This is a genomic window from Halostella salina (genome assembly GCF_003675855.1).
Classification (GTDB): Archaea; Halobacteriota; Halobacteria; order Halobacteriales; family Natronoarchaeaceae; genus Halostella; species Halostella salina.
Genome location: NZ_RCIH01000009.1, coordinates 70,451 through 96,476 on the forward strand (window position 1 = coordinate 70,451; position 26,026 = coordinate 96,476).

Sequence of the window (26,026 nt, forward strand, 5' to 3'; positions counted from 1 at the left end):
TCGAAATACTTGACGGGGAGGACAGGAACGTGTAGCAGCGGTGCTTCCCACATCTCCCAAAAACTGATACCAATAGCTTGGATATACAAGACCAATGCCTACAAATCTGCCGCCGGGCGAGGCCATTGATCCAGAACAAGAAGTGGGGATCACACCGGACGGCGACCACTTCCACGCAATGGCGAACGACACGAATTCCTATTGTGGACTCCAGTACAAAGAGGCTCAAGAGAGCCGCGGTGAGAGCATCATCTACAAAGTTCTTCCCGAGGTGAAGGTTTCAGCTGGGCATAGGTGGCCGTGCAGTCGGTGTATGGATTTGGGCGGTTTTCGCATCCTTGATGAAGACGAGATCGATTACAGTGCAATCTTTGAAAAATACGATATAGTTTGAGAAGAGTTCACGCATTGTCTATCCTGATTAGAATTAGTAGTTTCTGTACCAATCCTAGATTTGCTTCTCAAATCTATATAATATTCAATCCACGTTTTCCATAACTTTAATTGGCGGCTCCACAATTACCACCCAATCCGGATCATCCGATCCTTCGCCACTCCAATACTTTTCGCCATGGCTAAATATATGACCAAAATGCTCCAATTTTCACCAACTCCATATCCCGTTTATCAAAATTACTGCATTCGATCTTGACAATCTGAGAGCTCAAATCTCGATTTAATAACGAGAACTCTCTTGCATCGTCTAAATTCTCAAACCCAAAATAGCTTTGAAATCTTCAATTCTGGTCCTCGTATTCTAACAAACGATATAGTTCAAAGATGAACTCATAACTAACAGGAGTCGGGGTTAAATTTGTAGTAGAAATATCGTCTTCTTCCGAATTATACGCTTTCGACACGGCTGATCTCGCTTCCCAACGTTCATTTAATCGATCAACGTCCTCTGTGATCATTCCTGCCTGAGCATATCAAGCACCGTGACTCGATAATCCTTCTGGGTATAACTCTTGCAATACTTCCGTATTATACTTCGGTGAACTGGCGACAAGGTTCTCACTAAACTGACCTGGAAAATGTAGCTCATCGTTGACCCTTCTTGAAGCTCGCCGGTACGATCCACGTGGTAGAACGTCACCATAGATAATTCAACTGGGACAGCATGAAAAGTGATGGCCATTGATCCAAGAGATCTGCAATCCAGATCTCCTCTGAATTTAGCTATGATCTAAACACGAATCAACGGCAAATTCTAATGCATCCGCTATGTTTTCCAGGTTATGGTCATCTCTTATTTGGGCGAGCCTCCTTCTCGTCTCCTTTTCCAACAAAATCTCCTCTTCTTCCTTTGAATTCAGATAATATGTTTTTTCTATTTTATAGTTTGTTTCAGGGATTGTAATCTCACTAGCCAGATTTATATAATTCTCATCCCGGATTGAGATATCATATGTACCGGGAGAAACAGACATTTCTATTTCAAACGTTTTTGTGAACTCCTCTTCCCCTATGATCACTTCGTCAGCTGTGACAAACTTCGGTCCATCACCTCGAGATATCTCTGTAATACTTGGTTGCTTGTAGATTCGGACGGTCAATTCCGAGTCATTCTGCTCGATCATCAGCACCAATATTATATTCTACCTACAAATATACATGTGTGCCAACAAGTGACATTCTTTATGCGCCAAGGCCTCGCTCGTGTCCGCGAGTTCTGGAACGCCCACGGTGTCTGGTCCGAAACGGCACCGCAAAACGAGGGGCTCAACGTCGAGTACGAGGGACCGAGTCCTGCCGATCTCGAGGACGCCGCCTGTACCGAGTACGGGACGAACGTCTGGCGAACTCGCCGCGGCCCGTACGTCGCCGAATACGATACCGGCGCAATCTGTGGATACTGCAGTTACGAGTGCTACTTTAGCCACCGTCATCGGAACAACCTGGAGGAGATCGCCGGCGAGCAGAGCGTCTCCCTCCCGCCGGCGTGACTTCACGACCTGTTTTTCGTGCCCCAGAGAGGGCGAGGGCTCCTTCGAGAGCCCTCAGAAGTGACTTCCAGTGAGTCAACAACAGAGTCCCGATAACGTCTCGATCGACGAGATCCCGGTCGATATCGACAACACGCAATCAGGGGAGGTCGATTCCGCCGACGTCCCCGACGAAATCGAATCCATCACCCGTGGGCTCGCCGGTGAGCAGCCGCCGACGAATCCCATAGTGGTTCTCAAAGCGGCCCGGTGGTGGTACATTCACGGCAAGGGCGGTACGGATCCCGCCTTCCAGTGGGCCATCGAGTGGGCGCGTCATCTTGCGACCGACACGCCCAGTGACGTCGAGCGGTTCGACGAGTTCCTCGAGTACCTCGTCTCGGTTGGCTTTGCGGACGAACGCCACGAGCTCCGCTGACCGACAGAGCGGTTTTTTGGACGCCCCTGAGGGGTGCGGCGCGGTCTGAACAGACGCAGTCGCTGTGAACTTGATTCGGTGAACACAATGGCTACGATCAGTGACTCGTCGGTCTCCTTCGACCAGACCGACACGCGATCAGACGAGATGAACAGTACCATCGAACAGTGGATCGACGACCTCGTCGCCGGCGTCGACGACGCGCAGGCCAGCGAAGAGTTCCAAGAGTGGCTCGATGTCCAGAGTCGTTTCCACGACTACTCCTACCGGAACACGCTCCTCATCAAGCGGCAGTGTCCCGAGGCGAGCCGGGTGGCGGGCTACCGGACGTGGCAGGAGGAGTTCGACCGGCACGTAAAGGAGGGCGAGTCGGCCATCTGGATCTGGGCGCCGATCATCACCAACCAGTGCCCGGAGTGCGAAAACTCGCCAAGCTACCACGAGGACAGCGACTGTGACTACGACGAGACACCGCCTGAAAAGTGGTCGGAGGGCCTCGTCGGGTTCAAGCCTGCGCCGGTGTTCGACGTCTCCCAGACCGAAGGTGAGCCGCTTCCCGACCTGGACACGGAAGCGACCGGGGACCCCGACGACCTCGTCGGTCGGCTGACTGGAGCCGCCGACGAACTTGGTGTGACGGTTCGGATCGTTCCCGACGAAGACTGGACCCACGGCGAGGCGAAGGGTATCTGTGAGCAGTTGAGCCTCGTCGACGTCCAACCGCTCGTAGAGGTGCGTGATCGGGCGAACGAGGCCGACCTCGCACGGACGCTGATTCACGAGTACGCCCACGCCCTGCTCCACTTCGACGTCGACGACGACACCGAGCGGGCGAAACGCGAGGTCGAGGCCGAAGCCGTCGCGTACGTCGTCGGGCGCTACTGCGGGCTCGACACGAGCGGATCGGCGTTCTACCTCGCTGCGTGGGAGTCGGACGATCCCGAGGTCGTTCGCGAGCGCCTCGGGCGGATTAGTCGAACGGCAGAGGAACTCATCGACGTTCTCGAGGACGAATCCCCGTCCTCCCTCAGTTAACCAACGTAATGACGGATCCCTTCCGCTCTGTTGGTTAAGTTTTCTGCGCCCGCGGAGGGGCGGAGGCGCGGTCTGACCTCGGTCGACTCATGACTGACGACTATCTCACAGCGGTTCTTGAGGAAGCCGAGTACGTCGCCGAGCAGCACGACCAGATCGCTTGGACGCTTGACAATCAACCCTACAAGTACCTTCGGTACGCCATCCTCGGGTGACAAAGTGAAGGACAGACCACGCGTAGAGAGCGATCGACGGTGTTACTGTCGGCTACGGCAACGAGATTGACATCCTCCTCCGCCTGAAGGCGGAGGAATCCCGAGCGTTGGGATATTACGGTTTGCAGTCTCCCTGTTCTCTCGGTGTGAACCGTCCGCTCTCGCGGTCGAACAGGAAGACTCCGGGCTGTGCCAACCAGCCGTTACTCATATCCCCCAACGGGGGACTCTGAGTTATCTTTCTGCGAATGTTCACCGCACCGTTCACGTCGGCGTTCATCGTCGTCTCGCACAACGAACAGACGTACAGACCACGTTCCACACGATTCGAGTCCCGAATCTGCCCACAACACGAACACGTCTTGCTCGTGTTCTCCTCGTCTACACGATCAACGAGGATACCGTGTGCCTCGGCCTTGTATTCGAGCAGATTCGTGAAGCGGTCGAACTCCCATCCGTGGAGTTTCTTGTTCCCCGACGCACCCCAGTTCCGCGAGTCTCCGTTCTCATCCTCGCGGATGTCACTGACGTCGCCAACCGCTATCTTCTCCACGCCTTCTTCGACACACCGTTGCACGATGTGTTTGCTGAGGGTGTGGAGGAAGTGGTCTTTGCGCCGGGAGAGTTTCTGCCGAGCCTTCCTCGCACGCTCCGACGGCCCGTTCTCACCTTCGGTCTGGTACTCCTCGCAGGTGAAGTAGTGCTTGTCCTCTTTCAGCGTGTTCCCCGGATACAGTTCACTCTCGCCGTCTTCGTAGTCGATGGCGAGGTAGTTGCTGATACCGAGATCGATTCCCGCCGTGTTGTCGCCCGGTGCGTCTTCGACTGGAAATTCTTTCTTGCAGACGAGGTGGAGTTCCCACTCGTCGCCGTTCCAGACGGCACGCACTTGCTGGATGTTCTCGACTTCTACGTCGGGACGGGTTTCGTATTCTGCGAGGATGAAGTCAGACCGGCTCTCTTTCAGGTTGAAGCCTTTCGAGAGACGGAGTTGGCCGTGCTTGTTGTCGTGCTTGATGGCTCGTTTCTTCCACGTCACGGTGGAGCGAGGGTGTCGGTCGCCACGTTTCCGGTAGCCCGGTGGATTGTTGTCGTCGTCGGAGTTGTACCAGCCGATGAACGCCTCAGCAAGTTCTTCGAGAACTCGCTGACTTGACTGAGAATGGAGGTCATTGTAGCGTTCGTGGTCTTTCAACTCCGATTTCAGTTCGGCTTCGTCGGGTATCTCGCCGTCGTCATCCCACCGTTGTTGGATGTAGTAGTGTCCGACGTTCCACAGTTTCGAGGCGGAGAACCCGCACTGGTCGAGGTCGTCACGAACCTGTTGGTGGTTCGTGATGCGTGCGACGTAGGTGCGGGTTGTCTCCAGCATCGTTCTGCGGTACATAATCAGTTATGAAGTGTTCGTATTAAAGCCAACGACCGGGCGCTGAATATCCGACGGGAGGGGCGTCGGTGGATTGCGGTCAGAGTGTCGGATTCATCCCGCGCCTAAAGGCGCGGGTATTCTCCTTGTTCTTTATAAGATGGTGAAAAGTTGATCTTGCTTTCTCTAAGTCAGAATATAAATTATTCTAAGAGGAGTAAGTCAGAATAATCTAATCGGGAAATCCGCATCACTGACCACGTTCAGTAGATGCTTTTGAATCGTCGGTTCAGTAACCTGTCCAGTAATAATAGAGCGGGCACCAATTCCACATTCGTTAGTAGCAACCTCTAATGCGAATCTAAACGCGGCTACGTAGCAAAGATCGGGGAGTGTTTCAACGACCAAAGAGTCGAGGTCGTCGGAAGGGATCTGACGTCGCTTCCGTTCGATACGTTGCTTGTTTATTTCCATAAAGTCCGAGGCCAGCACGGTATCGTTGGCGACGATTCCGAGTGCGCCGTATAGTTCCTCTCTACTTCTTGTGTAAAAGAACTGTGGAACAGCACTCTCCGGACTACTGAAATCGATGCTCTCGAATTGCTGGCGGAACGACCACTCATCATGCATGTGGTCCCCAAGTAGGTGTGCAAATTCCTCCCAGGCCTGATGCATCGGTAGTGGGCGATACTTCTCCCAGATGTGTTCAATACGTTCATGCGATGGACTGGCTCGGCTACGTAACTGTTGGATATTTGCCTGAGCAGTTTGGGGGCTCGAGAGGTATATTTCGCCGTCGGAATACTTTCCCACGTCGTCAACAAAGTTGACAACTATCGGACGTGGGAATGCGTGGGCATCGATCTCCCACTGGTCAAGCAGCGAAGAGAATTCGTCGTCCAGAACAGAGAGATCGGATTGAGTGATAGTGTCCTCCTCTGTGTTCCCAAGTTTGAAATACCTCGACATTGGTCCGTAACTCCTCATTCAGAAAATACAGCTAACTTAGAAAAAATCAACGGGTGAAATACCCCCCTTTGATTCTAATAAACCGAATCGTTGCACTCCGGGAGTGTGTCCGGGAAACCATTGTTTGAATTGAGAGTTCATTGTATTGGCCGTTATGGCATGAGTCCAAGTGTTGCGTTGTTCCACTGAGGATCAAGAGTAAGCCATAGCGACTCACTGATGGGTATGCCAGAAATCGCCCGTCACCTCAGGGTAGCGATTTCTACGAGGTGGATTGCTCGGAGCGAGGGGCAAATCCGAGATGGCGATGAAGCTTGATGCCCAGGTGCATCTGATAAGACGAATACACCGTACCAATCGATCCGTAATCTATTACAGCAAGAACGAACAGACACCGTTGGAGATCGGCTTCAAGCATCTCTTCGATGTAGAACCAGCTACTCCGAACACGACCCTATTACCAGCCATCATCTATTAGAACCCACGGAGTAGTGTGTGTACTAAAGATGGAGTTCGTTCTTGAGAGTACAGTGGCGATGGCTACCATCTATGCCACGATTGCGCTAGTCTACGTCAGGGAATACGTCGAATGGGAGACTAAGTCGATAGTTCAGGCAGTAATGAGGATCGTTGGATACCCCGCTATTGGTTATACGCTTACATTTGTAGCTCTCGGATGATATAGGGGCAGAGTACAGAAATGAGGGGAGCAAAGCCCACGTAACGCCCAAGCCCAGCGCTGGCGGGTAAATGACGTCCGAAAGGCCGTTGACCAAGCTGACCCCAAAGCCGAGATCGGATACTTAGTTACTTTCAATGGTCCAGAATTGCTCCGCATATTGGATCGGCGTCGACAGATACCGATGCTTCGACGGGGGCAAACAGGTCCGAATCCCCACCGCTAGTATCCGAGTGTGGAAGAACTAATATTGGCAGAAAAGAACTTTCTGCATTGGACTGGTCGGCGGCTCCGAACTGACCAAAACACTGAATTGCTCCATCAGCGCCTACTATCTGTATTTCAACCGGCTGTATCATTCGAGAGCCGTGACGACGGCGACGATCCGTTCGATCAGGCATCGTCGTCTCGACATAATTCATCGCCCCCAGCGCCCGGTAATCACGATTCACCGACTAGACTAGGTACTAATTATTTATTTGGCGCGGCGGAATCAGTGGCTTGGACACAATGGCACTTGCTGGAACTGAGGAGGTCACGTTTAAGGGACATACTGGAAAGACAACCATCACCTGCAAGATCGACACCCAAGCCCAACGTACGACAATTGATCACAAGATCGCCGCTCGAGTCGGGCCGGGCCCAGTCACAACAAGCGTGATTGTGAACGGCGAAGATCGACGGCCAGTCGCGAAAGTCTGGGTGGAGTTCAAGGACTTCGAAGAGATAGTGGAGGTCAGTCTCAGCGACCGGAAACAGAAGACCACCAACGCGCTGATCGGCCAAGACATCCTCGACGAATTCACCGTCGACCTCTCATCATGATCGTAATCAAGACCACACGTCCATCACAAAAACCCCAGATCAGTTAGGCGTTTTCGCATTAAGGATTCTATCTGCTCTATATTCCCAGTATGATTGGTTGCGGCATGCTTGGTGTAGTGCTCGATAGAGAGATTGGCCAGTTGGAACCGTTCCTACCGACGAGGGGTCCAAGTAACTCAGATACGCCGAAGTGGTTCGTCACGGGAGCGTTTCGTTTTCGATGTCACCGTGCAGTCCAGCGTCACTGGCTCACCGTCTGGCCCACCAAACTCCCAGGGCGGATCGGATGTAGGAACATCAGCGTCGTAGATGGCTGGCAGTTCGACACCGAGCCAGACAGCGATCACGGGGAGCGAGAGATCGCTGTGGGTGTGAACGAGCGCACCGAACAGCGGCCCATCTTGCCAGTCCGAGACATCCCCTCGGTCTTGCAGCCACATTGCGAACAGCGATCCCAGTGACGATGCTCGATCAGCCCCGTGATACAGCGCATATTGGTTTCCATGATGGATCTCCCACTTGTAGGAAACCGGATCGTGATTATCGGCCATGCGGATTCGTTCAGTCAGCAACGCTATATTTGAAAGTGCTGGTTTAGCAGGTCTTGAGCCGTTATTCGGACAAGCCGAGTCATCGGATTTCTCGTTTTTAACCCCAGATATATCATCACTGAGCAGGCCTGAGAGGAGGGTATACTTCCACAGAAATTTTAACAGTAGTGCGATAGTTGAAAGTCACGTGACATCCTCACACTCACACTGGAAGCGGACGCTCCCCTTGTTTGACCGAAGTGATATCCACGAACTAGATGATCTCATTACGGGGTTGCAACGCTGGACAAGTGACGTTGCGAAAGAAGAACTGGATCAGTTGGTGACGCTGGCCCGTCAAGATCGACTTGTCACGGTGCGCCTTCATATCGGGGACGGACTACCAGCGACACTCCCGTTCCGTTCCGAAGTCGTAACTGATGCGAAAACAGTGTCCGGTCGGGTCTGGCAGAATGTTTCGGAGTTCGTATCGGGGGCCGGAGAGTGGGGGCAGATTCAGGACGAACTTCAGACACTCGGCAACCAAGCCTCCGATGCCAATCCAAGTGAGATCGGATTCGCATGGCAGGAAGTGCAGCCGACGCAGCAACGGACGAGTCAGATACGGCAGGATGCATACGAAGGGCCGCCGTGGGAACGGGTCCAAGCAGTTGTTGAGCAGGTATCAGAAACGGGTTTGATCGACCGAGATGCAACGCTCGCGGTTGTTGCATGCGACCTGTACGGGTTTACCGTCAATGACGTTGCCAACCGTACCCAGTACAAAGCGTCGACCGTGTCCGAGGCACGGGAGCGAGGACGAGAGCGATTGTGGGAGATTCGAACGGTCAAATCAGCGATCTCGAAGACCCGTCGGTGCGACTCACTGGTGACCTCGGTAAAGACGCGGATCCAGCCCGATATTCTCGATGATCCTGACGCAGTTGCATTCGAGGGGCAGGGACACGATCCTGAGGATTCGCACGTCGGGAAGCTGTACAAGATCGAGGGGACTGACACAGAACCGGGGGAGGGCTTGGAGATCGTCGATAGTGTTGAACGGTTCGATGGCGACCGGATAGGCGGGTACCTCACCCGACGGATCGGCAACCAAACTGAGGAACCTGAACGGTCCCTCATTGATGCGTCCGAACTCGACCGATTACGACGGAGCAGCAGACTCAAAGAAAGTGAATTGACGTGGATCGCAGAGTCAATTGCGGACGCGATTCACATCTATACAACCGATGAGGCTGTCGAATCAGCAGCACCGAAATCGCTAGAAGCGACAGTAACGGATCTGCTTGCGGACGCAAACAAACAGTTCTCAGATGCCGTGGTGGAAGAGCTCGTTTGGTGGATGCGACGAAATCCTGATATCGAGGTCAGCATTCCTCCTCATCTCGACCCTGAATGAACTGTTTGTGCCGTTTTTTCTCTGTGGCTACCGGAATGTATCGATCTAAATCAAGCAGGAAATCGACAGGGAGACCGTGTGCAATGGCACGTTCATGCGGCACAAAGTGTACAAACGCCATTAGACGATACTAATCGCATAGCAATCGTCAGCACAACCCCGTGTTCCAATACTTTCAGAGGTACAGATGCTGCGTCTGAGCCCTCGACAAGGCTGTCGTACTGAGGCACGACACGTACGTATCCAAATTTGAGTCCGCTGAAACACGATCAGGTCTCTATCGTTTCTCTATTATCTAGATACTGCTGTTCCCACTCCAGTCTGTGCTCTATTTCTCGCTCGCCCCGAGTCGTCAATACGTACTCGTTGGTCCGCCTATCCTTCTCGGATTTGTTGATCAATCCTTTGTCCACCAGTGTATCCAGGTTCGGGTAGAGCCGTCCGTGGTGAACTTCCGACTCGTAATAGTCCTCAAGTTCTGCCTTCAGTGCGAGACCATGTGGTTCTTCCAGTCCAGCAACTGTGTACAGCAGGTCACGTTGGAATCCGGTCAGGTCGTACATTGGTAATGTCTCTGTATGAAGATAGCAACATATTGGGGCTTAAGTATCGGGGATAACTCGGAGGCGGAGAAGTGAGAGCAAACACATCGTGCGGTGGGATCGGTCATTCACCAACTCCGCTAGTAGGGCTAGACCTGATGAGTTCCATTTTGATATGGAGACAGAGCAACATCAAGCGGATCCAACCAACCTCTCATTCACATACAGGGCATTCGAAGACTTGACTGTGAGGATCGCGGTTGATCCATCGTTTTCGTTCCCCACAGTTACTGCAGAACTGTGCCTGTTCCTTGCAGGCATCGCTGCATCGACAGTCTTGGCCAGGCAGGGGATCCATGACTAATCATCTCCAAAATCCGGGTTCCGAAAGTTTTCTTGCATCTCGTCAGTATCGGGTGTACCATCCCAATCGGTACCTTCCAATCGATTTATACATTCCTGAACGGTACTGCGGACGTGTTCCATCTCCTCGTTTCTGGCTGAGATCCGGTCTTGAATCTCGTTCAAGTCCTGTTTCAGTTTCTGGTTCTCCTCCCGAGTCGTTTCAAGTTCTGCCTCAAGAGCCTCGATCTGGTTTTGGAGGCGATCGACGTGCTGTTTGAGGTCCTCCTTCGAATCGTTCTTGTCCGGTGTGTCTAGAGTGTCAGTCATGATTTGTCGTCGGTAGCGTCGAAGACAATACTCTGCTCCTTCGTGAATTCTTTTCTGTTCTCATTCATTTCCTAATTCTTCGCCGACGCCGTCCACATCTTGAGTCACATCGTAATCTAAAGCGTCGTTCAATGGGCTACGGTCCGGAAGACCGTACTCACTGTCCTCAGCTAGGTATCGTTCTTCAAACTCCTCTATCTGTTCCTGCACCGACTCCAATGATTCACGTATCGCTGCGAAGCTTTCGGGCCCGCCGCTACCATGTGTAGCCTTTGGTTCGATCTCGTTGAGTTCTTGTCTCAACTCCTCTTTCTGGGGCCCTTCTATGCGTTTAGCAAGGAGGTCGATCTGGGTGTGTAGTTGGGCAACGTAGGCCTTCACCTCTTCCTTGCTGTCGAACTCGTTAGGAATTTCGGGGTGATCACTCATTGCCTCTTAGAAAAGCTATGTGTATCGAATGGTTTGTGGTTTGGGTGTATTCGAGCCGTTATACAATATTAATTAAATACACGGTCTTGGACATCGAAAATAGGGGTGTAGTATTGATTTCTGACAATAATAAGAACACAAGTGCCGAGATGAAGAGATGACTGTGGAGTCTCGTTAGATACTTACATCTGGTTTTGGATAACTGAATAGATGGAGTCAACAGCTTTTTTCCGATACTTATAGCCAATAATAGGCTGCATCTCAACTTGTAGACCTCCTTCGTCGTTACAAAGCTTATTCACCAGATTGCTGTCAGAAACACCTTCCCACCGCATGTTCTCATGGTTGTGTCTAAATTCGTATCTATCCTTTATTCTTTCATCCAGTTTGTCGCTAATTTTCTCTCTAAATCCTTCTTTGACACCTCCCCCTATACCAGTATAGCTTTTATTTTGAACGTGAAAAGAGATAACCAGATCATATGCCCTATCTCGTACTTTCCCAAGCCCAGGATAGTTGCCAGATGTCAATCCAGGTTTACTGGCATGCCACCGGTTGAAACTGTTTGGTCCAAACCCGTGTAGGCACCACAAACTTACATTGTAACCGTTTTTATCAAGTTTTTTGTATAGACGTATAGCTGCATCATCAGTACCAAATTCGATATCACCGCCATGCGGAGCGTAGATCAGTATCTTATTTTGTTCGCCGTCATCCCAAACAGTCTCAGCTAATGAATTATTTTTCCGGGCTTCAATGTAGTCTTCCTGTGGGATGACTTTAGAGAGTGTTACCCGTTCGTGATGTTCAAGACCTGCCTTTTTGCGGGTCTTTTTCGGGACCCTGAGAGGATATTTTTCGTTTTTATGGATCTTCCTGATCCGGACGTAGCATGGACAACCGGAGTCTCGGTTAATGCGAATGTGGTCGTTTTCTCCTACATTGAGCTGGTTGGCGAGATCAGGTGAGAGGCTACAGCTCCATCTCTTGCCTATGACGCTACTGTGTCCGGATTTTGATTTATATACCTTTGTCGACACCATTTGTATATTCGTTTATTATGAGTCAAGGAATATCTGGTGGTTAGTAAGAATGTGATCTGGGTGATCATCAACTCCTCTATTTCTCAACCTGGATTGATAAGGTAGTTGTTTTGATATTCTCCCAATAACTGAAGTGGGGATGATCTTGGAGAGAAACTGTCTCTTAAGCTGAACCGACGATCTCTCCCTAGGTGGGGCGCATAGCAAGAACTATTTTCGACGAGACAACAATATCATCGCTTACAACGGAGAATAGGGGCGCTCAATATGTCGGAGAGCTACTTCGCGGCGGACAATCAGGGCATACAGATCGAGATGCCGAGGAGCGTTGCTCACAGGAAGTTTCACACGGTTCCAAAGGCGGTCGCTGACGTCTTCACGGAGCTTCTTTAGGCAGGCTTTCAGATACTGTATCAATATGAAGATCGGATTGATTTCCGATATCCATGGGAATCTCCCGGCACTGCAGGCCGTGCTCGAAGATGTTCCCGACGATGTCGACGAACTCGTGTGCCTCGGGGATATCGTCGGATACGGCCCGTAGCCGTCCGAATGTGTGGAACTGATACAGGAGCACTGCTCGATAGTGATTCAGGGAAATCATGACCGTGAGGCCCTCGACCCAGAAGGCTACACGGAGAACGACCATGCAATGGCTGGCCTGCGGTATGCACAGGAAGAGTTGATCAAGGCGAATCTGGTGTGGTTACGGAGTCGGCCACGGAAGACGGAGTTCCGTGACGGCGAGATCCTTCTCGTTCACGATCATCCGGAGTATATCGACCGATACGTCACCCCCCGACAGTTCCCCAAGATACGGTCGTACTTGGATGAGTACGCCGCCTGTTTCCTCGGGCATACCCACATTCAACACGAGGCGATGATTGATGGCCGCCTGATCCTGAATCCCGGGAGTGTGGGCCAGCCCCGTGACGGAGACAGTCGAGCTGCCTACGTAGTTGTCGACACCAACTCCTGGGAATCTGAATTACATCGAGTCACGTACGACATCGGAAAGGTTCAGGAGAAAGTTGCGGAAGTGAATCTTCCCAGTGAGGTTGCGGAACGATTGGAGAGCGGCCGATGATGAACCGCAAGACAAACTGCGATAGCATGGTGAAATGACCCCGAACGTTGTCATTGACGACCTGAAGGCAGTCCTGCAGGGAGGGCACGGTATCCAGGAATCCGAGTACCGCGAAAAACGATTATCCGCAGCCCTCTCACTGCAGGGCATCGCCTGTACTGACACAGCAGAAGCCGAGAAGGCGTGGCGTGTTTTATCTGCCGCCGTAACTGAATCTGATTTCCGTGTAGCTCTGCAAGCGGCTCAGGCGCTGGCGTACGTCAGTGGTGGAAGGTCGGCTGACTGGCAGAAGGTCGTAGGAATTTACTCTGAAGCAGTCTCTTCCGGTGACCGGCTCCACAGAGTCGCAGCCGTCGAAGGCAGTCGCAGAGCGATAGAGCTGAATCCCGAGGTCACGGCTGATGTCGTGGGGATACTGGGTGATGCCGCTGAAAAAGGGCTCAGTCACATCGTTGAGAAAGACGCTGCTGCTGACGATATGAGCGATATTACTGATGACATGGTGAGACAGGAGCGGAGCGCTTGGAAAGCCTTGGCTGGGCTGTCAGAGGCTTCTAGATACGATCCGGAGGCAGTGAAGCAGGCCGTGGACGAGGAGGTAATACAGCGTTTCTTGAATCCGAGTCTGTTGAAACCCTATTAGTCAGATACTATCCGCCTTGTAACAGCCGATAAGTGGGTTGGCGAATCTATCGCAACTTCGTCTCAGGAGACGTTGAAGCCAATTTTCTAAAACTGTTCTATGCTACCTCTCGTGATGTACTTATTTGCATTACCCGGTGATTGAGTGGAGCATGAGTGACGACGATTGCGACAATAAGAACAATATCACGGAGGACCAAGTCCGAAAAAGGTTCGAAGAGCTCTACGGTGTCACTATTGAGGAAGTCATAGGAGCACTCAAACAGAGTTTAGAGGAGGACCATCGTCTCCTCGAGGAGATGGAAAAAGCAGGCTTCACAGAAGAGGAAAAAGATTCGATGCGGGAAATCCAGAACTACGTTGACGAACGTGAGAGCTCTTGAAACTGGTATAAATAACTGATCTGTACTCCCGCGGACAGTGGCAAATCCATCATTTTTGAGGCGTTCACTAGGTTCTTTAATTCGAAGTCTAACGGACGGGAAACCAGGGACAGTACCACCGGATGACTCTCGGCAGTAAACAGGGATAGCTGAGTATCCGGGCGTCTACAGGCGGAACAGGCCGAGTCTCTCGGATCTCGACCGGTGGCGGTTCTCAGTCACAGGCAGAATCATCAGCAGATCACCGAACAGAAGTTCGGCAAGTGGTGGAATAGACTCATTGAGACTCTCAGCATAGCATGGTTTCAGGGATCGGCACACAACTCCAGTTTTGGCAGTAATGATAAATATTGTATAGCGTACTAATGGACATGGATACAGAGGATACTCGGTTTGAGACCGTTTGCCGGTTGATAAACAAGATGTTAGAACAGCGGACCGGGAACTCGATTGAGTTCGTGTTCGAAGAGGATGAGGTGGAGGAACTGCTCGCTGCACTTGAATATTATCGGGAAGCAGTAGACCCCAGTTCAGGTGATATCATAATCAAGACCGAGTACCGATGTCCGTGTTGTGGCAGCGATGAAGAGTTTCGAGCGCAGGACGGACAGGTTTCGGTGGCGGAGGAACGCCCAGAGATCGGTGTCGAGATCGCCAGGGTACACGGCATTACGCAGTGCAGCGAGTGTAAGTTCCAGATCAAGTTGAAACAATACAAACCACTCAAACGGGACGGTTTCAATGCGAATGTCTGGGAAAACCTGTACGAAAAGAAGTACCGGCAAAGGGAAGCGGTAGCGAAACTGCAACCGTGGTGAAATACCCCTGCCTACTCGCTCGCGCTGACGTGGTCGCTCCTTGAGGAAGGGGTCTTACCCGCCTGCATTTTAGATAACTATTATTGGGTGGTGTACACAATCTCACAAGTCACCATGGTCCGTAACAGCAGTTCTGCTAGCATCACAAGGTGTCGGATTTCATACGATAGGTCGGCTTTCCGGCGGTTCATTCCTGGAGATGAGTGAGGACATAATTGAGGAGTACCCGAACGGCTGCCGAATTGTTCATGAAGAGCGGAACTACCCCGATCTGTATCACTTTGAACGGCCGGATAGAAGAGTCAGATCTTTCAAAAACCTTGAAAAAGCCCGTCTGTACGCCGATGTGTACGAGGTGACGGACGGGTTCAACGAAAAGGACACCGGAACACTAGGCGTCCCCCCAACGGTCGCCCGCGAACGTGACGACATCCGGATGGCGTATTTTGCAGCGACAATGTCAGTGACTTATGCGGCGCGTGCATTCGAAATCGATGTGGAGAGTACCCTCCACCACGTACAGTGTGTACGTGAACGTGCCGACGAACAGCGTTCTCAGGAGACAAACGACAAGTAGCGACAGCGTGGTACTACAGCCTCTATGTCTACGCCAACATCAAGAAACTCCGAATGGATATTCGTCCAGCCGGGTCGTATCTGATGCTAATTTTCCCTGTTCCGGATGTTCATCATAACCGACAACCGAACCCAGATCTTCATTCCCCAATGAATTCTAATGTCTTCTGATCAACTTCTCCGTTGTAATACCGGTCCAGAGCTGTTCTGAACGGGTCTGGATCATCTGCAACCGCTTCAAACAGCGTCATAGATGACTGAAATTTCAAGTCATCCGGATGTCCGAAGATGTCGTTTGCCGACCGTGCTTCGATTCCGTTCACTATCTCTGTACAGTCATACAACCGTCGGCCTAATGTCGAATGTGATAGATAGGCTTCGGCCTCGTCTCGTGACGATATCGCATAGCGCTGGGCCATCTGGCTATTGCCGAGACCCGCGACTTGCGGGAAAACGAACCACATCCAGTGGGTGCGCTTACGACCCGACCGCAACTCTTCTTTCACCTGTTCTATCACGGGATCCTGTGCCTCAACGAACCGTTGTAGATCATAGGGATCGGCTGAATCAGCCATCCTTTATCGAGAATAGTCGTTTCCGGTGATATCACTAACCGTATCAGCGACGCTCGAGTCAAGACCGCCTCTGTCGCTTCGTGTGTGTTTGATCTCAGAGAGTCTGTTGGACAGCTGATTTAGCGTATCGATGATTGTATCAACCTCTTGTTGCTGGGTCATCGGTGAACCATCGCGGTCCTGGTCCAGTTCCTCAATCAAGTTTTGATCGTCTATCTCGGACCGTTTTAGCGCCGCTTTCAGGTCATTCATCTCTTGTGATAACTGTTCAATGTGTTCGGAAGCTTCTCTTGCAGAACCAAACTGGTCTGGGATGTCCAATCCGTCGGTCATCGGTATTGTACAGATGTATCTCCCTATGCTATTGTATCTGTTCTCTGTTTAGCTCACTCACAGGAGGGTTTAGGATATTAGTTGGCGAGCGAGTTCCCGGACTGTCGCATCGATCGTACCGGTATCGGTGTACACGATCCGATCGAAATACTGTGCGTGCTCGCCCGGCTCACCCTGTATGTAGACCGCATAGACGTTGAAGTTGCAACGGTCGATTTGCTCGAAGAACGCCTCCGTATCACCGGGTTCACCGTCCGTGACGACGATCATGAACGAGTGGTCGCCCGAGCCGGTTGAGATCCGGTTTCGGGCGATCTCGACGGTCTCTGCCAGCGGAGTTCCCCCAGTAGCCCGCCCGGACATGATGTGATCGGCGAAGCGTTCGGGCGCTCCACCGAACGGGAGTTCCAGCCACGGAATGTTTTGCCAGAGCGAGAGCACGGACACGTCGATCCCCACAGCATGAAACGCATGGACGAGCTGTGCAGTTGCGATTTCCGCGGCCTCGATCTTGGACCGCACCATCGATCCTGACCGGTCGAGCACGAGCAGACAGCTGTAATCCCGCTGGTCGCCACGGACACGGCGCTTGAAGACGCGATCGCGCCCATGCGCTGCGCTGACGAGCTGTTGGGGATCTATCTGCCCCGTTCGGTGCCCGGATTGTTTGTCCGCTCGGCGACGTCGGCGCAGGGAGGATCGGAGGTCGTTTGCTAACGGTTGAGCACGACGCTTCGCCTGCTCCCATCGCTGTCTCTCCCCGTCCCCTTCATCGATTTCCGTTACGCCGACTCGCTGGAGGTCCGACTCGCTCGACTGCACGAGGTCGAGTAACTCCTCCGCTTCGCGTTGGAGTGAGGACGTAGATCCGTCGCTGTCGAGGAGCAGGTGTGGGCCTGTTGTACGCGAGGTTGGACTGACCTCCGAATGGGGTACCGGACGTTGGTCAGCCTCTCCTGAGCCAGGAGAGTAGTTCGACCGGTGATCCCCAGTATCGTCGGGGCTGGTACCCGATGCCCCCGGTTGCGTTGTGCGTTGGGTCGGGTCCGGGAGCGCCGTTGCCCGCTCCGATCGGTTGAGCACGTAGTCGCCCGCTTCCACAGGCCTGAACGGCTCTGTCTCGATCCTGATTGACTGGATGGTCGGTAATTCGACCAGCCTGTCACGGACCGTCTCGAAGAACTCGTAGCCGCGGTCGACACGGTCACGGCCACTGGGGAGCGTCAACAGGTCGTCGATAAACTCCGGGATCCGGTCAGCGAGGGCCGTCACCACGTCTCGACGACCACCGTGGACGTGGTGGGACTGGTTTTGCGGATCCACGATCGCTTGAAACCGTGGGTCGGAGCCGAACCCCTGTTCGAGAACACCGATCAAGAGCGCCTCGTAAACCGTGTACGTGAATCGGTCCTCGCCCTCATCGGCGAACTGATCGAGATATCGTTGATGATCCCGTTGCTGTGACTGCCGGAACGTGTTGTTGAGCGTTCTGAAATCGTCTTCCAATGCGAACTCTCGCGCGAGCTGTGCCTCGATGACGACGTCTTCGGCGGCGTTGTAGAGCGTCCGGAAAAGGGTACGGTGACGGGGGATGATCTCGGACTGGCGCTGTTCGAACCGTTCGAAATCGGAGTACAAAACGTGCCCGAGTTCGTGAAACAGGAGCCCCATCTGGACACGCCGGTCCCACGTCGCTTCCGGAAGGTCCGTTTCGACCTGATCGTACTTTTCGACGGGGACGTGTATCTCGAAGTCGTGTGGATCTGACTCCGCCGCCGTATGTGCAAATGCGCCCGTTTGCTGGAACGTGACCCTGACCTGAAGAGCCGAGTCAGTAAGTACGTTCGCCAGCCGCTGTAGTTCCTCTCGTCGACGCTCCGACCGCCGGTCCGTGGTTGACAGCCGTGCAAGCGCACTGCGGGAGGTGTTCGGCGTTATTTCCATCGTCAGAGGCTCTTTTCGAGAAGCGTCGCAACGAGCGAGGTGTCGTGGTCGTCGACTCGTGCGAGCAGTTCGCTCTCGGCGGCTGTCCGCAGGTCCATGAATCCCGTTTCCATGAACGTCGCTATGCGGACGAGCTCCCGGGTCGTGATCGGTGTTGTGAGCTCACCGTTCAGATACGCCTCACGGAGCCGTGTGGCGAAGTCCACGAGGTCCTTGACCTGCTCTTCCTTTCGCCGGTCGATGTCCGTCCGCTCGAAAATGATCTCGACCTCGATCTCCGGCGGGACGTAATCGAGTTCGATATGTCTGAACCGGCCTTCGAAGGCGGCGTTCTGTTCGTAGGTGCCCTGATAGCCGGGATTGGCGGTTGCGATCACGCGGAACTGCTCGTGTGGCGTTATCACTTCGCCGGTCTGTGGGATGGTCAAAGACCGCGTGTTCTCCCGTTCCATGACGGCGTTGAGTGCGGCTGCCGTGTTCGCATCGGCCGCATTTATCTCGTCGAGCAACAGGACCCCGCCCTCGCGCACGGCCCGCGTAAGCGGGCCATCGACCCAGGAAGTCACACTCTCACCGCCGGGTGCGGAGACGAGCTGGAGATGGCCGAGCAGGTCCTCACGGTACGTCGTCTCCGACAGCGTGACTCGGTACAGCGGCCGGTTCGTCTGGGCACAGATGTACTTCGCCAAATAACTCTTGCCAACGCCCGGTGGCCCCTTCAGAACGACGTTCATGCCCGCATCGAGCGCCTTCGTGACGACTTGAACGTCAGTCTTGTCGGCGGCCGTCGTGCGCTCATAGTAGGCGTCTGCCGCGATATCGGGCACCTCCTCGTGGCCGACATCTTCCAACACGGGGAGTCGACCGAATCGCTCGTCAGTCGGTTGGCCAGCCTCGTCGACGGACTGTGATACCCTCGATGGGCCCGAAAGTTCGTCACTTGAATGGGCGGCAGCCTCAGCTTGCGGGCCCGTGCCCCGGAGTCGCACGTAGATAGTCCCGTCGGAGCGGTCTTCCACACACAGAATGGCCAGACAGTCCAGGATCGCTTCCTCGCTCGCGCCGTCGACCGCATTCGAGATCCGGTCGACGACATCGCCTCTTGCCGGCGGCTGTGGCGCATCGCTGATGATGGCAGTCGCAAGGGGTGCGATCACATCTGACTTGATATCCGACATACAGGTCTCCGTGTACTCACCATTTGAAGCAACCCACTTAAGTTACTGTTCGCGGACCGGTGTCGTTCGGAAACACTCTTGTCACCCCCCGACCCGATCATCTCCGGTGCGACTCCCGCTTGGCTCTCATTCGATTGCGATCACCGTCCCAGTCGCGGTAGCAACGTAGACCGTGCCATCCACAAGAACCGGACGCGCATCTATCGGCTCACGGGTCTGGACCCGCCACAGTTCCTCCCCGTTCGACTCACGGACACCATATAGAGTCCCACTTGCGGTCCCAACCACGACGGTCTCGCCGACGACTGTGGGGAATAGCGGACCGTCGTCGAACGGTACGCGCCACTCCTCACTACCATCGGTAGTGTCTATCGAATGTAAAACGCCAGTATCGGTGCCAGCGAAGAGTTGCGATGCAGTGACTGCTGTGGAGACGTTGTTCGCATCGCCCAGTTCCGTTCGCCACCGGACGGTCCCGTTCGAACTGTCAAGCGCAGCGATCCCGGCGTTCAGTGGGAACGCATACACGGTATCCTGAAGGACTGCAGGTGGCGACCGGATCTGTTGACTGTCGCTTTCGAGTTCAGTAGCCCAGTACTCGCCCCCGTCAGTCGGGTCGATCGCGTGGACGTGGTTTCCGCCGGACGTGACAAAGACGGTCTCGCCGTTGGTTGCGGGAGTAGAACAGTTGGACGTGGCTGTCTCGAAGGTCCAGCGTTCGGATCCATCAGAGGTAGTCCGAGCGAGAAGTTTCCCGTCGCCGGTCCCTACGAGAACCGTTTCATCGATAACCGATGGTGTGGTGTTAACGGGACAGCCCGTCTCTAGCGTCCAGTTCTCAGTGCCGCTCTCGGTATCAAGCGCATAAACTTCGGCCGATTCGGAACGGATGTGGCCGACGTAGAGTGAACCATCGGACAGCGTCGGTGACGATCGGACCGTGTGGGTACCGCCGTCGCCGAACAGCTGACCGAGTCCTGTCTCGAACTCGTCACCGCGTCTGTACTGCCACCGCTTGTCGCCCGCACCCGCGGATAGTGCCCAGATGTGGTACTCCCCGGCGATAAAAACGGTTCCATCGACCACGGCCGGGGATGCGTGTATCTGTTCACGGGTATCGAACGCCCAGCTTCTCGTTGTGCCGGGATCTGGCTGTGCTCCTCTCTGAACCGCTGTTCTGGCGTGGTTGTACTTGTTTGTGGGGACGCCAGCCGATCGAGCCTGCGGCGGCAACTGATCCTGGCTAAGCGCCCGCTCGATCCGGCGTTTTGCCTCCGTTGCCGCGGCTCGAACATCCGGGTGTGGATCGCTTTTACGAACTGTGATCCTGCGGAGATCCGCGTCCGTCCCGACGTAGCTCAGCGAACGGATGGCTGCAGCACGCACAGCTGGGTTGGGATCGTCAACCCGGCTGCGAATCCGTTCAACGAGAGCGGCCTTAAGCGATACATGCACACTGAGAATCTCCGCCAGGGTTTCGGCGCATGTCGCACGTATTCGGCTCCGCTCCACGTCGAGTGATACCGCAAGCGCCCGGGAAACAGGTTGGCGAAAGCGTTGGGTGTGTCCGATAGTTGCCAAACACTCGATCGCCGAGCGCTGTACTGACGGTTCGATGTCACCGATCCGCTCAGCAATGTGACCGATCCTGTCCGAGACAGCCGCAGCCTCCGCATCTGCAACGGCCTGAAATGCCTCTACCCCGTGCTGGCGGAGCTTCGGGTCGTCCGCCGAGAGCGTACTGTCTAGCGTCTCCAGAGTTCGCTCTCGAAGCCCGGGTTCCCCGGCCGCGATCAACCCGAGTGCGATAGTGCTTCCACGCCGCCGTTCCAAGCATGACTCGTCCGACGTGACTGCTTCTCCGAGGTCGTCGACGACCGGCTCGATATCGACGATCGATTCGAGGCAAACCGTTGCAATACCCTCAGCAGCTCGGCGTCGTACCGTCGGTGCAGGGTCCCCGAGCTGGTCCGTTAGCAATTCGATGGCTATGGCGGAAGGGAAGTCAGCTGACTGTCCCAGCGAAACCACTGCTTGGAGCGCTGCGAGTTGGATCTCCCACTCGTCGGTCAGGGCCTGTTCGATCGCCGCCCAGATCTCGCTGCGCGCGCTGTCAGTCGAGATAGCGGCGATGAACTGAGGCAACACCGCAAGAACCCGTTGCTGGCGGTCATGCGGCCCCTCTCCGAGCGTCGCCGCCATTTCGGCTGCGACATCCTTCGTGTATTCGGGACTGGCGTGCTCACAGATCGTCTTCGCAGCACGTTCGCGGAGGTCCGCATCGGCTGACCGTCTGAGCCAGGTCGTGACTTGCTCCGGGCGTGGCGTGACCACAGGGCCGGATGTCTGGTACGGTTCAAGCACTCGGAGAAACTCGGCGTGGCCGAGTTCGGTCAGGGTCGAGATCAGGATCGACTTGGCCTGTCGGCCCGTCTCAGATGTGCCTTCGAGACCGATGCGCGTGACACCTCGGTCGACACTATCGACTGCGTCCTGCGCTCGCGTCACATCCGTTGCCGGGTCGAAGACGTTCCCGATATCGATAAGCGGGTAATCCAGTCGCTTGTCACCCTCCGTGAGCCCGATTTCGAGGGCCCGCAAATAATGGAGCAGGCCCCCGCTGCGCATTGGTGGGAGCGTGTTTTCGTCCTCATCGTCGAGTGCACCACGAACCGCCGCAGGGGCCGACTCCGCAACCCGCAGTAATCGATCAGCGACGATCCCGTATCCGTAAGCGCTCTCCGTCCCGCGGAGATTCGCGAGAAGCGCCTTCGTTCCCCCATCGGTCGCCGCGATCACCTCTCCGGACAGTTGTCCGACTATTTCCAAAACACCGTTCGGAACCTCGTCTTCAGTAGCGAGTTGGTCGAGTATCCGCTCGGCAAACAGCGTCTCGCATTCCGGTGCCGCCGTGATCACATCTCGGATCGTTACTCTGGCGTGCTGCCGGTCGAACGGCGTCCAGTCCAGGAGCCCGGTGAGCGACTCCGCGATCGGAACAACCGTGTCAGGTGCCGCCTTTGCCAGCTCACCGACTGCGAACGTCGCGTGCGGAACTACCGGATGGGGGTTGAACAGTCTCGGTTCAAGCGTCTCCGTGACTGCGATCGAATCCACCGGTAGGAGGTCCGCCAGCTCGCCGATGGCTCGGATCGAACGCGCTTGGACGAACTGTGCATCCGCTTCGACTCCCGCTTCGAGATGGTTGAGGACCCTGGTACTTGCGAACTCCGGGTTTCGACGGACCACAGCCTGGATCGCCGTGACTGCCTGGCCACGTACCAGATCGTTTTCGGAGTCAGTAAACAGGCCAAGTAGCTCTGCCAGCAGTTGCAGATCTATGTCGTCGCCAGGGTGGGTCTCAGGGATGGCAACTGCAGCCCCATCCGGCGAGAAGCGAGAGACGATCTCGGGAGTGATTGGATCTGGTTGATCGACGGCGGTAATATAGCCGAGCACGTGGCTGATGCTGCGCGTACGCAGATCCGGCCGTTCACCCGCGATGCGCTGAAGTCCATCGAGAGCAACTGCGGCGTCACCGTTCGAATGGTTCACCAGTCTCCGGGCCACCCGGTCGACATCAGCCGTGGATACGTTCGCCACATCGATCTCGGAGACGAACCGGGGATTCGGCGGCCGATCCGGGTCGTTGTGTTCGGACCGGGCTCGCTCTGCAGCACGCCGGACAGCTGTGTTCGGATGACCTGCCAGCTGGTCGAGTGCGGTCCTGGCAGCAGCCGATTCGAGTTGCGACAGCGGGGCGGCGAGATGTGTGAGTGTCCGAGGCCCCGCTACATCTAAACAGTTCACCATCGAATCCGCAGCCAGCGGTGTCAGATACGGCCATTCAGTCAGCGCTTCTTCGAGCACCGGCGCAGCAGCGTCGCGTGCTTCCGGCTGTTCAAGCACAGTACAGAGCGTTCGGACAACGGCGGGGGCGACAGTAGGATGACTACCAACGAGACGGCCCAGAATCCGCTCTGTTGCGGCCTCCGTTTCCAGAACCTCATCCGATTCCGGGATTCGTCTGATCGTCGCTACGATACTCTCGATGGGTGGAAGCGCGGTCTCGGGATGATCCTCAGTAACGGCCGCAAGCGCCGCTCCGAACGCCAGCGGCGCCTCGGAGAATCGCTTTCGGAGCCATTCCACCGGCGGTGCCGCGTCCGTGGCGCGATATTCAGCGAGCGAATGCGCAGCAGCGAGTGCCGCCCACTGTGCTGGCTCCACCCGGTCTGTCTCAAGTACCGCCAGTATTTGATCACTCACTTCGGCAACTCGGTCAGGTGCCTCCTGTGCCACCGAGAGCAATGCTTCCGCCGCGTCCCGCCCACCCGCATCACTCGGATGACCAGCCCATTCAGCCAACGCTTCCAGCGAATCCGTAAGCTCTCTGGGCGACTTCGTCGCGAAGACACGGAGACAACAGCTCGCAGTTGCACGGGAGATACCGCTTTCATCGGCACTCCGTCGCAGTTGATCGCTGATAGCCGGGATCGCCCGGGGAAACGTGTCGTTGATGTCCACCAATGCGTTAGCGACAGCCTCAGCATTGCCTGGGTACTGGGAGAGCTGTTCCAGGAGGGAGGCGGTCACTTGCGGCGTCGTCGCGGGCCACAGCTGTCCCGCGGTTCCCAGGGCCCGAAGAGCTCGCACCTGCACGTCTGCAGTCTCATCATGACGGGCCCACCGGAGCCACCGGACGATCTCGGTTCGATGATCCGGTGACGCCATGCCGATGCTGAGAAGTGTGTCAACCGCCTGCTCGCGGACCCGGTCCGACTCGTGCCCGAGATGCACGGCGATGACAGCCAGATCGATCGCTTCGGCAGCAACCTGCCCGTGGGCTTCGATCGTTGTGAGCAGTTGCACCACTTCTTCGGGGTCGAAACCACTCTCTAGGAGCGCGGCGAGCCGGATGACCGTGGCACGTTCCCGAAGCGATGGAGTGGTCGAGACCACTGTATCGATCGCCGCAACCTTCGTTCGCAATCCGGTTGGGGTGTGGGCTGTGATACTGCGGATGAGTGCGTTCAGTCCGGCGACTGCTATGGCGTCGTCCAGAACTGCTACCGCCCCCAGTGCTTGTGCCGCAGCGTTGCGCTGTGCCCGATCAGCTGCGTGGACGCCGTCGATCAAGTGGCTACCGATCGTATCGATGTCGATCCGCTCCAGATACGATCGGCGTGCCTGTGTGGCGAGCTTCGCAATGCCGTTCGTAGCACGCTGTCGAGTCTCGTCGTCGAGGTGGGTCAACAGCTGCTCGTAGTCGGCCGACGGAGCGACATGGTCAGGGAGGATCGGCTCAATATTGGTGAACGTTCTGACAGCCGTCGGGACAGAATTGCCCTCTTCAAGCCCCTGTTCGATAGTCCAAACGGTATTGGCCGCGTGTCTGCGAACCAACGCCGGTTCGACGGTCGCAAGTCGGGTCATCGACCACCGTATCTGCTCCTCTTCGTCCATCTGTGCTGCCAACGTCGATATGATGGGTTTCAGCAGCGCTGGATCCCGTCCAGCGACTGCACACACTGAGTCGACAATCGTCGTCTGGGGGTTATGCCGTATGACCGTGGCGAGTTGCTCCAGCATGGACGTGATTCCCGGCGGATCCACTCGGAGGGTCTCCAGCAGTAGCTGTCCTTCCGAGGGCCGTCGACCCTGTGCTCGGGGCCCTCCGGCGGTCACGTCGTAGTTCTCAAGGGGTGCGGCCGGAGCCGACAGGTCCGCACCCAGGTCCAACAGAAAGGAGAGCCCGGCTGTACGGATAGCCGGGTTTGCAGATGTAACTGCAGATGCGACAGCCTGTCGTGCCGTCTCAGCCGACCTATCGCTGCGACAGTATTCTAAGTGAGACTGCCGGAGGGTCCGGTGGTCAAGAAGTTCGACAGGGGAGCGTTCAGAACCGTCGCGTTTGGGTGTGTCCTCAGAGATGAGTGGAACAATTGGTTCGCAAATAATCAATTTTGGCCTGCTTCACTCGCTCCATGCTTGCACACAATATCATCGAGGGCCAAACAGTCATGTAGCCTCAGTTGCATTGGCACAGTATGTCGAAGGAGGGAGGAGAGGACGAGGAAGAGGAAGACATCGATGTTGACGATCTTCTGGCGGAGATCGATCAGGGTGAAAAGGAATTGCTGGAATTGGTCGAGTCCCCGGAGGATAACACCGAAGAGATCAAGGCGGAGATAACGGCATTAGCAGGACTCGCAAAGAAGACGCTCAGGTCGTACGACACGCTGACGACTAGGATAGAGCAGATGACCGAGCAGATGGAAGAAGAAACGAACCAACTGCAGGAACGATCAGGGGAAGCAATGGAAAGACTTGGTATGGACGACTCGGACAGCAATTGACGGTGCCCTCACTCCGAAAGTTCGTACCGCGAAAATTCCTGTCCC

The 26,026-nt window shown here is 55.0% G+C and carries 26 protein-coding genes and 2 pseudogenes; 15 read left to right on the top strand and 13 right to left on the bottom strand.

Going from position 1 to position 26,026, the window contains the following annotated elements; translation table 11 throughout:
• The first annotated feature begins 94 nt into the window (after positions 1-94).
• Positions 95-394, top strand: a complete 300-nt coding sequence (locus tag D8896_RS16730) for a hypothetical protein (RefSeq protein ID WP_121823253.1) — start codon at positions 95-97, stop codon at positions 392-394.
• Between the two features lie 781 nt (positions 395-1,175).
• On the opposite strand, the gene D8896_RS19600 is transcribed toward D8896_RS16730, so the two are convergent.
• Positions 1,176-1,580, bottom strand: coding sequence for a hypothetical protein (locus D8896_RS19600; RefSeq protein ID WP_162991616.1), 405 nt, complete (start codon positions 1,578-1,580; stop codon positions 1,176-1,178).
• Between the two features lie 60 nt (positions 1,581-1,640).
• On the opposite strand from D8896_RS19600, the pseudogene D8896_RS16740 reads away from it, so the two are divergent.
• The 4 genes and pseudogenes from D8896_RS16740 to D8896_RS20035 all read left to right on the top strand — a co-directional run.
• A pseudogene (locus D8896_RS16740) lies at positions 1,641-1,946 on the top strand (DUF6610 family protein); the annotation flags it as partial.
• Positions 1,947-2,016: 70 nt separating this feature from the next.
• The gene (locus D8896_RS16745; protein WP_121823255.1) at positions 2,017-2,364 is read left to right on the top strand and encodes a hypothetical protein; all 348 of its coding nucleotides are present in this window, start codon (positions 2,017-2,019) and stop codon (positions 2,362-2,364) included.
• An 87-nt stretch (positions 2,365-2,451) separates the two neighbouring features.
• The gene (locus D8896_RS16750) at positions 2,452-3,399 is read left to right on the top strand and encodes an ArdC-like ssDNA-binding domain-containing protein (protein ID WP_121823256.1); all 948 of its coding nucleotides are present in this window, start codon (positions 2,452-2,454) and stop codon (positions 3,397-3,399) included.
• Between the two features lie 89 nt (positions 3,400-3,488).
• Entirely contained in the window at positions 3,489-3,614 is a 126-nt protein-coding gene (locus D8896_RS20035) for a hypothetical protein (protein ID WP_259372655.1), read from the top strand.
• Positions 3,615-3,729: 115 nt separating this feature from the next.
• On the opposite strand, the gene D8896_RS16755 is transcribed toward D8896_RS20035, so the two are convergent.
• Positions 3,730-4,986 (bottom strand): RNA-guided endonuclease InsQ/TnpB family protein, encoded by a 1,257-nt coding sequence (locus tag D8896_RS16755; RefSeq protein WP_121823344.1) that lies wholly within the window; start codon positions 4,984-4,986, stop codon positions 3,730-3,732.
• Between the two features lie 216 nt (positions 4,987-5,202).
• Positions 5,203-5,949 (bottom strand): hypothetical protein, encoded by a 747-nt coding sequence (locus D8896_RS16760; RefSeq protein ID WP_121823257.1) that lies wholly within the window; start codon positions 5,947-5,949, stop codon positions 5,203-5,205.
• A gap of 506 nt (positions 5,950-6,455) precedes the next feature.
• Here D8896_RS16760 and D8896_RS19605 point away from each other — a divergent pair.
• Together D8896_RS19605 and D8896_RS19610 are read left to right on the top strand one after the other, a co-directional pair.
• Complete coding sequence (locus D8896_RS19605; RefSeq protein ID WP_162991617.1) at positions 6,456-6,629, top strand: hypothetical protein; 174 nt, start codon at positions 6,456-6,458, stop codon at positions 6,627-6,629.
• Positions 6,630-7,138: 509 nt separating this feature from the next.
• On the top strand, positions 7,139-7,453 hold the full coding sequence (locus tag D8896_RS19610) for a hypothetical protein (protein ID WP_162991618.1): 315 nt from the start codon (positions 7,139-7,141) through the stop codon (positions 7,451-7,453).
• A gap of 176 nt (positions 7,454-7,629) precedes the next feature.
• Here the strand turns inward: D8896_RS19610 and D8896_RS19615 are convergent, their stop codons facing one another.
• Positions 7,630-8,004 (bottom strand): hypothetical protein, encoded by a 375-nt coding sequence (locus tag D8896_RS19615; RefSeq protein ID WP_162991619.1) that lies wholly within the window; start codon positions 8,002-8,004, stop codon positions 7,630-7,632.
• A 187-nt stretch (positions 8,005-8,191) separates the two neighbouring features.
• Here D8896_RS19615 and D8896_RS16765 point away from each other — a divergent pair, with 187 nt between their 5' ends.
• Positions 8,192-9,400 carry a hypothetical protein gene (locus D8896_RS16765; RefSeq protein ID WP_162991620.1) on the top strand — a complete coding sequence of 403 codons (1,209 nt, stop codon included), beginning with the start codon at positions 8,192-8,194 and terminating at the stop codon, positions 9,398-9,400.
• Positions 9,401-9,669: 269 nt separating this feature from the next.
• Here the strand turns inward: D8896_RS16765 and D8896_RS16770 are convergent, their stop codons facing one another.
• The 4 genes from D8896_RS16770 to D8896_RS16785 all read right to left on the bottom strand — a co-directional run bounded on the left by D8896_RS16770 (position 9,670) and on the right by D8896_RS16785 (position 12,086).
• Positions 9,670-9,963: a helix-turn-helix transcriptional regulator gene (locus D8896_RS16770; protein WP_121823259.1), complete on the bottom strand. Its 294-nt coding sequence runs from the start codon at positions 9,961-9,963 to the stop codon at positions 9,670-9,672.
• 339 nt (positions 9,964-10,302) lie between these two features.
• Positions 10,303-10,614, bottom strand: coding sequence for a coiled-coil domain-containing protein (locus D8896_RS16775; protein WP_121823260.1), 312 nt, complete (start codon positions 10,612-10,614; stop codon positions 10,303-10,305).
• Between the two features lie 60 nt (positions 10,615-10,674).
• Positions 10,675-11,043, bottom strand: a complete 369-nt coding sequence (locus tag D8896_RS16780; RefSeq protein ID WP_121823261.1) for a hypothetical protein — start codon at positions 11,041-11,043, stop codon at positions 10,675-10,677.
• 182 nt (positions 11,044-11,225) lie between these two features.
• On the bottom strand, positions 11,226-12,086 hold the full coding sequence (locus tag D8896_RS16785) for a poly-gamma-glutamate hydrolase family protein (RefSeq protein ID WP_121823262.1): 861 nt from the start codon (positions 12,084-12,086) through the stop codon (positions 11,226-11,228).
• Between the two features lie 267 nt (positions 12,087-12,353).
• Between D8896_RS16785 and D8896_RS20040 the strand changes: the two genes are divergently transcribed.
• The 6 genes and pseudogenes from D8896_RS20040 (at position 12,354) to D8896_RS16810 (ending at position 15,593) form a co-directional block, all read left to right on the top strand.
• Complete coding sequence (locus D8896_RS20040; RefSeq protein WP_259372656.1) at positions 12,354-12,479, top strand: hypothetical protein; 126 nt, start codon at positions 12,354-12,356, stop codon at positions 12,477-12,479.
• A gap of 25 nt (positions 12,480-12,504) precedes the next feature.
• Positions 12,505-13,173: pseudogene (locus tag D8896_RS16790) on the top strand (metallophosphoesterase family protein).
• A gap of 34 nt (positions 13,174-13,207) precedes the next feature.
• Entirely contained in the window at positions 13,208-13,816 is a 609-nt protein-coding gene (locus D8896_RS16795) for a hypothetical protein (protein WP_121823263.1), read from the top strand.
• Positions 13,817-13,967: 151 nt separating this feature from the next.
• The gene (locus D8896_RS16800; protein ID WP_121823264.1) at positions 13,968-14,198 is read left to right on the top strand and encodes a hypothetical protein; all 231 of its coding nucleotides are present in this window, start codon (positions 13,968-13,970) and stop codon (positions 14,196-14,198) included.
• Between the two features lie 371 nt (positions 14,199-14,569).
• Complete coding sequence (locus tag D8896_RS16805; protein WP_162991621.1) at positions 14,570-15,016, top strand: hypothetical protein; 447 nt, start codon at positions 14,570-14,572, stop codon at positions 15,014-15,016.
• A 199-nt stretch (positions 15,017-15,215) separates the two neighbouring features.
• Entirely contained in the window at positions 15,216-15,593 is a 378-nt protein-coding gene (locus D8896_RS16810) for a hypothetical protein (protein ID WP_121823266.1), read from the top strand.
• 139 nt (positions 15,594-15,732) lie between these two features.
• Here D8896_RS16810 and D8896_RS16815 read toward each other — a convergent pair whose 3' ends face one another.
• The 5 genes from D8896_RS16815 to D8896_RS16835 all read right to left on the bottom strand — a co-directional run bounded on the left by D8896_RS16815 (position 15,733) and on the right by D8896_RS16835 (position 25,088).
• Positions 15,733-16,167 carry a DUF1810 domain-containing protein gene (locus tag D8896_RS16815; RefSeq protein ID WP_121823267.1) on the bottom strand — a complete coding sequence of 145 codons (435 nt, stop codon included), beginning with the start codon at positions 16,165-16,167 and terminating at the stop codon, positions 15,733-15,735.
• Between the two features lie 3 nt (positions 16,168-16,170).
• A complete protein-coding gene (locus D8896_RS16820; protein ID WP_162991622.1) occupies positions 16,171-16,500 on the bottom strand; it encodes a hypothetical protein in 330 nt (109 codons plus the stop codon).
• A gap of 69 nt (positions 16,501-16,569) precedes the next feature.
• Positions 16,570-18,444: a vWA domain-containing protein gene (locus D8896_RS16825; protein WP_121823269.1), complete on the bottom strand. Its 1,875-nt coding sequence runs from the start codon at positions 18,442-18,444 to the stop codon at positions 16,570-16,572.
• Positions 18,445-18,446: 2 nt separating this feature from the next.
• Complete coding sequence (locus D8896_RS16830; protein ID WP_121823270.1) at positions 18,447-19,622, bottom strand: AAA family ATPase; 1,176 nt, start codon at positions 19,620-19,622, stop codon at positions 18,447-18,449.
• A 126-nt stretch (positions 19,623-19,748) separates the two neighbouring features.
• The gene (locus D8896_RS16835; protein WP_162991623.1) at positions 19,749-25,088 is read right to left on the bottom strand and encodes an outer membrane protein assembly factor BamB family protein; all 5,340 of its coding nucleotides are present in this window, start codon (positions 25,086-25,088) and stop codon (positions 19,749-19,751) included.
• Between the two features lie 584 nt (positions 25,089-25,672).
• On the opposite strand from D8896_RS16835, the gene D8896_RS16840 reads away from it, so the two are divergent.
• Positions 25,673-25,981: a hypothetical protein gene (locus D8896_RS16840; RefSeq protein WP_121823272.1), complete on the top strand. Its 309-nt coding sequence runs from the start codon at positions 25,673-25,675 to the stop codon at positions 25,979-25,981.
• Positions 25,982-26,026 lie beyond the last annotated feature (45 nt).

Coding starts and splice junctions, on each gene's coding strand:
- D8896_RS16730 (WP_121823253.1), top strand. CDS start 95: ATGCCTACAAATCTGCCGCCGGGCGAGGCCATTGATCCAGAACAAGAA.
- D8896_RS19600 (WP_162991616.1), bottom strand. CDS start 1,580: ATGATCGAGCAGAATGACTCGGAATTGACCGTCCGAATCTACAAGCAA.
- D8896_RS16750 (WP_121823256.1), top strand. CDS start 2,452: ATGGCTACGATCAGTGACTCGTCGGTCTCCTTCGACCAGACCGACACG.
- D8896_RS20035 (WP_259372655.1), top strand. CDS start 3,489: ATGACTGACGACTATCTCACAGCGGTTCTTGAGGAAGCCGAGTACGTC.
- D8896_RS16755 (WP_121823344.1), bottom strand. CDS start 4,986: ATGCTGGAGACAACCCGCACCTACGTCGCACGCATCACGAACCACCAA.
- D8896_RS16760 (WP_121823257.1), bottom strand. CDS start 5,949: ATGTCGAGGTATTTCAAACTTGGGAACACAGAGGAGGACACTATCACT.
- D8896_RS19605 (WP_162991617.1), top strand. CDS start 6,456: ATGGAGTTCGTTCTTGAGAGTACAGTGGCGATGGCTACCATCTATGCC.
- D8896_RS19610 (WP_162991618.1), top strand. CDS start 7,139: ATGGCACTTGCTGGAACTGAGGAGGTCACGTTTAAGGGACATACTGGA.
- D8896_RS19615 (WP_162991619.1), bottom strand. CDS start 8,004: ATGGCCGATAATCACGATCCGGTTTCCTACAAGTGGGAGATCCATCAT.
- D8896_RS16770 (WP_121823259.1), bottom strand. CDS start 9,963: ATGTACGACCTGACCGGATTCCAACGTGACCTGCTGTACACAGTTGCT.
- D8896_RS16775 (WP_121823260.1), bottom strand. CDS start 10,614: ATGACTGACACTCTAGACACACCGGACAAGAACGATTCGAAGGAGGAC.
- D8896_RS16780 (WP_121823261.1), bottom strand. CDS start 11,043: ATGAGTGATCACCCCGAAATTCCTAACGAGTTCGACAGCAAGGAAGAG.
- D8896_RS16785 (WP_121823262.1), bottom strand. CDS start 12,086: ATGGTGTCGACAAAGGTATATAAATCAAAATCCGGACACAGTAGCGTC.
- D8896_RS20040 (WP_259372656.1), top strand. CDS start 12,354: ATGTCGGAGAGCTACTTCGCGGCGGACAATCAGGGCATACAGATCGAG.
- D8896_RS16795 (WP_121823263.1), top strand. CDS start 13,208: ATGACCCCGAACGTTGTCATTGACGACCTGAAGGCAGTCCTGCAGGGA.
- D8896_RS16800 (WP_121823264.1), top strand. CDS start 13,968: ATGAGTGACGACGATTGCGACAATAAGAACAATATCACGGAGGACCAA.
- D8896_RS16805 (WP_162991621.1), top strand. CDS start 14,570: ATGGATACAGAGGATACTCGGTTTGAGACCGTTTGCCGGTTGATAAAC.
- D8896_RS16810 (WP_121823266.1), top strand. CDS start 15,216: ATGAGTGAGGACATAATTGAGGAGTACCCGAACGGCTGCCGAATTGTT.
- D8896_RS16815 (WP_121823267.1), bottom strand. CDS start 16,167: ATGGCTGATTCAGCCGATCCCTATGATCTACAACGGTTCGTTGAGGCA.
- D8896_RS16820 (WP_162991622.1), bottom strand. CDS start 16,500: ATGACCGACGGATTGGACATCCCAGACCAGTTTGGTTCTGCAAGAGAA.
- D8896_RS16825 (WP_121823269.1), bottom strand. CDS start 18,444: ATGGAAATAACGCCGAACACCTCCCGCAGTGCGCTTGCACGGCTGTCA.
- D8896_RS16830 (WP_121823270.1), bottom strand. CDS start 19,622: ATGTCGGATATCAAGTCAGATGTGATCGCACCCCTTGCGACTGCCATC.
- D8896_RS16835 (WP_162991623.1), bottom strand. CDS start 25,088: ATGGACGAAGAGGAGCAGATACGGTGGTCGATGACCCGACTTGCGACC.
- D8896_RS16840 (WP_121823272.1), top strand. CDS start 25,673: ATGTCGAAGGAGGGAGGAGAGGACGAGGAAGAGGAAGACATCGATGTT.